This is a genomic window from Micromonospora deserti, from assembly GCF_003236335.1.
Lineage (GTDB): Bacteria > Actinomycetota > Actinomycetes > Mycobacteriales > Micromonosporaceae > Micromonospora > Micromonospora deserti.
In genome coordinates this window covers 1-5332 of record NZ_POUB01000351.1, presented here as the reverse complement: position 1 = coordinate 5332, position 5332 = coordinate 1, and the positions used below count along the sequence as shown (strand labels likewise).

The following is a 5332-nucleotide window of genomic DNA, read 5'->3' as shown; positions in this document are numbered from 1 at the left end:
GGTGGGGGGCCTGCTGGTCGGCCTCGCCGCGCTCGGGGCAGCCCGGCTGGGCTGGCGGGCCCTGCTGCCCGGGTGCGCCGTGCTGCTGCCGGTGCTGCTGGTCTTCGCCGCCGGGCTGGTCGTACCCCTGTGGGTGCCCCGCTACCTGGTCTTCGTGGTGCCGTTCGGCTGCGTGCTGGCCGGCGCCGCGCTGGCCTCCGTACGGCTGCCGGCCGCGCTGGCCGTGGTGGCGCTGGCCGGGCTGCTCGGCCTGCCCGACCAGGCCGCGCTGCGCCGTACCCACGAGTGGCCGCGCAGCGCCACGGTCGACTACCGAGGCGCCGCCCGCATCGTCACGGACGGCCACCGCCCCGGCGACGTCGTCGTCTACTCGCCCCGGGACAGCTGGCTCTTCCTCGACCTCGGGCTCGCCTACCACCTCGGTGAGCGGCGCCCGCGCGACGCGCTGCTGACCGCGGACCAGGCCCGCCGGGGCGACCTGTGGGCCGAGGAGTGCGCGCGGCCCGCCGAGTGCCTGGCCGGGGCCGACCGGGTCTGGCTGGTCGTGGCCGGCCGCCGCGACGATCCGCTGGCGGCGGTGCCGGGCGCCAAGGGGGACGCGCTGCGATCCGGCTACACTCCGGCCCAGGTCTGGCCGCGCCCCGGCCTGACCGTCGCCCTGCTCACCCCCCGCTGACCGCGACGACCCGCCAGCCACCGAAAGGAGGCCGGGCGCCCACGGTCAGCCGGCGCGGTTCTCTGGGACACCCCGAGCCAGCGGAACGACCAGCACCGCCTCGGTGCCGCCACCCGCGCCGTTGCGCAGCTCGATGCTGCCGCGCAGCTCCCCGGTGACCAGCGCCCGGACGATCTGCAGCCCGAGCTTGCCGCCCCGCTCGGCGTCGAAGTCGGCCGGCAGCCCACGGCCGTTGTCGGTGACCGAGACGTGCAGCTGCTTGCGGAAGCGGTGCGCCGAGACCACCACCTCGGGCGCGGCCTCCGGGGCCGGCACGTCGGCGGGTTCCCCGGCCTCGGCCGGCGGGAAGCCGTGCTCGACCGCGTTGAGCAGCAGCTCGTTGAGGACCATCACCAGCGAGGTGGCGATCTCGGCGGGCAGGACGCCGAAGCTGCCCATGCGCCGCATGCCCACCGTGGACTCGGTCGCCGCCACCTCGGTCGCCGCGCTGGCCACCCGGTCGACGATCCCGTCGAACTCGACCGCCTCGTCGCTGGACATGGAGAGCGTCTCGTGCACCAGGGCGATCGAGGCGACCCGGCGTACCGACTCCTCCAGCGCGACCCGCGCCTCGGGCATGGCGACCCGGCGGGCCTGCAGGCGCAGCAGCGCGGCGACGGTCTGCAGGTTGTTCTTCACCCGGTGGTGGATCTCCCGGATGGTGGCGTCCTTGGTGATCAGGGCCCGGTCGCGGCGGCGTACCTCGGTGATGTCGCGGACCAGCACCAGCGCGCCGATCGGCACGCCCGCGGGCATCAGCGGCAGCGCCCGGGTGAGCATGGTGGCGCCGCGGGCGTCGATCTCCCGGCGCGGCGGCGCCTCGCCGCGCAGCGCGGCGAGGATGCCGTTCGCGGCGTCGGTGCCCTCCAGCGGGTCGCTGGCCAGCCGGCGGTGCAGCGCGGCCAGGTCCTCCCCCACCAGATGGGAGGCGTAGCCCAACCGCCGGTACGCCGACTGCGCGTTCGGGCTGGCGTAGGTGACCTTGCCGCCGGCGTCCAGCCGGACCAGTCCGTCGCCGACCCGGGGCGCCGAGGTGGTCTCGCCCGGGTGGCGCGGCGGCGGGAAGGTGCCGTCGGCGATCATCTGCGCCAGGTCGTCGGCAGTGGTGAGGTAGTTCAGCTCCAGCTGGCTCGGGGTGCGCGCGGTGGAGAGGTTGGTGTCCCGGCCGACCACCGCCACCACCTCGCCCGCCTCGCCGCCGGCGGTGCGCAGCCGCACCGGGATCGCCTCGTGCCGGGCCGGCACGTCGCCATACCAGACCGGATCGCCCTCCCGCCAGATCCGGCCCTGCCGGTAGGCCACCTCCAGGTGGGCCACCTCCGGCCCGCCGACGATCCGCCCCACCTGGTCGTCCTGGTACGCGGTCGGCGCGGTCGTCGGCCGGACCTGGGCGACGCAGAGGAACGTGCCCTCGCCGTCGACCGGCACCCAGAGCAGCAGGTCGGCGAAGGACAGATCGGAGAGCAACTGCCAGTCTCCGGCGATCCGGTGCAGGTGGTCGATGTCGGCCGGGCGGAGGTGGGTGTGCTCCTCGGCAAGGTCGCGCAGCGTGGACACGCTGACCAGCGTGCCACGCCGGAGGTCACATCGTCGCGGTGACCTTCTTCAGCCCGCGTGGGGCGTCCGGGTCCTCGCCCCTGGCCAGCGCCAGCGCCAGCGCCAGCCGTTGCAGCGGCAGGATGTCCAGCAGCGGAGCGTACCGCTCGTCGACCTCGGGCACGGTCATCCGGGTGGCGCCCTCGACGTCGGCGGAGCCGACCACCACCACGTCGGCGCGGCGCTCGCCGAGCCGGGGCAGCACCTCGCCCATCGACCGGCCGCCCGGGCCGGAGCCGACTACGGCCAGCACCGGTACGTCCGGGTCGGTCATCGCGAGCGGGCCGTGCAGCAGGTCGGCGCCGGAGAAGGCCAGCGCCGGCAGGTAGGAGGTCTCCATCAGCTTCAGCGCGGCTTCCCGGGCGGTCGGGTACGCGTACCCGCGGCCGGTGGTGACCAGCTGGGCGGCGAACCGGTAGCGCGGCGCGAGCTGGGCCGGGGTGGGGTCGGCCAGGGTGCGCGCGGCCAGCTCGGGCAGGGCGGCGAGCGCGTCGCGCTCCTCCGCCGGCAGCACCCCGTCGCCGGACCGGACCCCCTCGACCAGCATCAGCAGGGCGAGCAGCTCGGCGGTGTAGGTCTTGGTGGCGGCGACGGCCCGCTCGTGCCCGGCGGCGATGTCGACGCTGAGCTCGGCGACGCCGGCCAGCGGGGAGTCGGGGGCGTTGGTGACCGCGAGGGTGAGCGCGCCGGAGGCGCGGGCGGCCCGCAGCACCTCGGTGAGGTCGGGTGAGCCGCCGCTCTGGCTGACGCCGACCACCAGCGCGTCGGAAAGGTCGGGCCGGGCGCCGTAGACGGTCACCGCGCTGGGCGAGGCGAGCCCGGCGGGCAGGCCGAGCCGGATCTCGGTCAGGTACGCCCCGTACAGGGCCGCGTGGTCGGAGGTGCCCCGGGCGGTGAAGACCACGTGCCGCGGCCGGCGCTCGGCGATGGCGGCCGCCACCCGGGCGATCGCCCCGGCGTGGTCGGCGGAGAGCAACCGGTCGTAGCCGGCGGGCTGCTCGTCGATGTCGGCGGCCATCCCGGCCCCTGGACGCGTCACGGAAACCCCTCCCACTGCGCGATTGCCGCGCGTTTCCTGCTCAGTCTTGCATCTTTGATCTGATCAGAGCAATCGAACGAGCAGCAGTGCGCAGTTGATCACCAAGTCGGTCCAACATCACCTACGCTTGCCCGGCCTCACCCCGAGCACGACGATCGAGAGGACGACGTGTCCGACGACGACCGGGCACTGCCCGCGGCGGAGGAGCTGGCCCTGGCCCGGCTGGCGCTGGACTCCGGCGACCTGGCGCACGCCGCCGGGCATCTCGCCGCCGCACTCGCGCAGGCACCGACCCTGCCCGAGGTGCACGAGACCCTCGCCCGGCTCGCCGCGGCCAGCGGCGACAGCGCGGTCGACCTGTTCCCGCTGCACCACCACGTCTTCGTCGGCACCGTGGTCGCCCGCGCCCACCTGCTCGCCGCCGCCGGCCGCCCGGCCGAAGGGCTGGACCTGCTCGTCGCGGCGACCGGACACACGCCCGGCGTGGACTGGGCCGGCGTGCCCTGGGTGACCGCGCCCGAACTCGCGGAACGGCTCGCCCCCGAGCACACCGCCCGGATCCTGATGCAGGTCTGCGCCGCCACGCCGGACCCGGCGCCGCGGGCCGGGCGCCCGGCACTGGCGCCGTACCTCGCGCTGGCCCGCAACGCGGTCACCGTTCACCCCGAGCACGCCCCGCTGCTGGGCGCGGCGTCCGCGCTGGCCCGGCGGGTCGGCGAGGTCACCGTGGCGATCCGCTGGGCCGCTCGGGGCGTACGCGCACAGCCGTCGAAGATGGGCGAGGTGTGGCTCGGGTACGCCTACCGCAGCGCCGGGCGGACCCGGGAGGCACTGGCCGCGCTGGGCCGCGCCGTCGCGCACGACCCCGACGACCTGGCCGTGTACGCCGACATCGCCGGCACCCTCGCCGACAACGGCCGGCTCGACGAGGCGCTGGACTGGATCGACCGGGCGCTGGCCCGCGACCCGTCCTTCGACTGCGCCGTGCACACCGGCCACCGGCTGCGCCACCAGCGCGACGGCGACCTGGCGCACCTGGTCGCCCTGGCCGACTTCATCCGGGAGCACCCCGACGACTCGCACGAGCACAGCGACCTGGCCGAGTGCTGCCGGGGCCGACCGTGGCTGGGGCAGGTCACCCCGGCGACGGGGGCGGTGGCCGAGGCGCTGCGGCTGGCCCTCGCGGACGACCACGGCGGCCTGGGCGCCGCCGTGCCGCTGGACACACCCGGGCCGCCGAGCGCCATGCGTGCCGTCATGACAGCCGCGCCAGGGCTGCGCATCGAGGTGGCCGGCGTGACCGAGCCGGACCCGCGCGAGCCACGGCGGGCGATCGCCCGGCGGCTCTGGCACTACGACGGGACGACGGCCACGCCCGCGGTGCCGGCCCCCGCGCCGGAGGCGGCCGAGCGGCTGCGGCAGCTCACCCATCCGGCCTGGCCGCACCCACCGGCGGCGTACGACGCGGCGGTCGCCCTGGCCACCCTGGATCTGGCCGACCTCCTCGGGCTGCTGGTGCACCCACCGGCGGCGCCGCCGACCGCGCTCGGCCGGGTGCTCGGCGGGCAGGACCCGTCGCTGTGGGTGCGCAGCGCGCAGGTCTGGGCCTGCCTGGGCCTGCTGCACCACCGCACCGACGAGCCGTGGGCCGACTCGACCCGCCGTCGGGTGCTGCTCGACCTGGTCTGGGGCGTGGAGGACTGGATCACCGAGGCGGCGCTGTTCGCCCTGGTGACCGCCGCCTGGGTGGATCCGGCGGTGCGCCCCGACGTGGCCCGAATGGTGGCCGAGCGGCTCGCCGACGTGGCGGCGGTGGCCCGGACCCGCCCGGTGCCGATCGCCGCCTCCCTGGCCCACCTGGCCCTGGCCACCCCGGACCTCACCCCGGACACGGCCGCACTCGCCCAGCACCTGACCGGCGGCCCACCGCCGACCCCGCGCCGGCCCGGCCCGCTGCGCGGCCTGTGGCGCCGCCTCACCAC

The 5332-nt window shown here is 76.5% G+C and carries 3 protein-coding genes and 1 pseudogene; 2 read left to right on the top strand and 2 right to left on the bottom strand.

All coding sequences use genetic code 11. From position 1 onward, the window contains the following. A pseudogene (locus C1I99_RS28970) lies at window positions 1-676 on the top strand (glycosyltransferase family 39 protein); the annotation flags it as partial. 45 nt (window positions 677-721) lie between these two features. Here the strand turns inward: C1I99_RS28970 and C1I99_RS28965 are convergent. Continuing rightward, window positions 722-2272 (bottom strand): PAS domain-containing sensor histidine kinase, encoded by a 1551-nt coding sequence (locus C1I99_RS28965; RefSeq protein WP_111137369.1) that lies wholly within the window; start codon window positions 2270-2272, stop codon window positions 722-724. Between the two features lie 25 nt (window positions 2273-2297). Further along, the gene (locus C1I99_RS28960; protein ID WP_111137368.1) at window positions 2298-3329 is read right to left on the bottom strand and encodes an SIS domain-containing protein; all 1032 of its coding nucleotides are present in this window, start codon (window positions 3327-3329) and stop codon (window positions 2298-2300) included. Window positions 3330-3518: 189 nt separating this feature from the next. On the opposite strand from C1I99_RS28960, the gene C1I99_RS28955 reads away from it, so the two are divergent. Next, the coding region (locus tag C1I99_RS28955; RefSeq protein ID WP_111137367.1) for a tetratricopeptide repeat protein at window positions 3519-5332 on the top strand (1814 nt) is incomplete at its 3' end.

Excerpts from the sequence above, each read along its gene's own strand:
- C1I99_RS28960 (WP_111137368.1), bottom strand. The coding sequence starts at position 3,329 with ATGGCCGCCGACATCGACGAGCAGCCCGCCGGCTACGACCGGTTGCTC.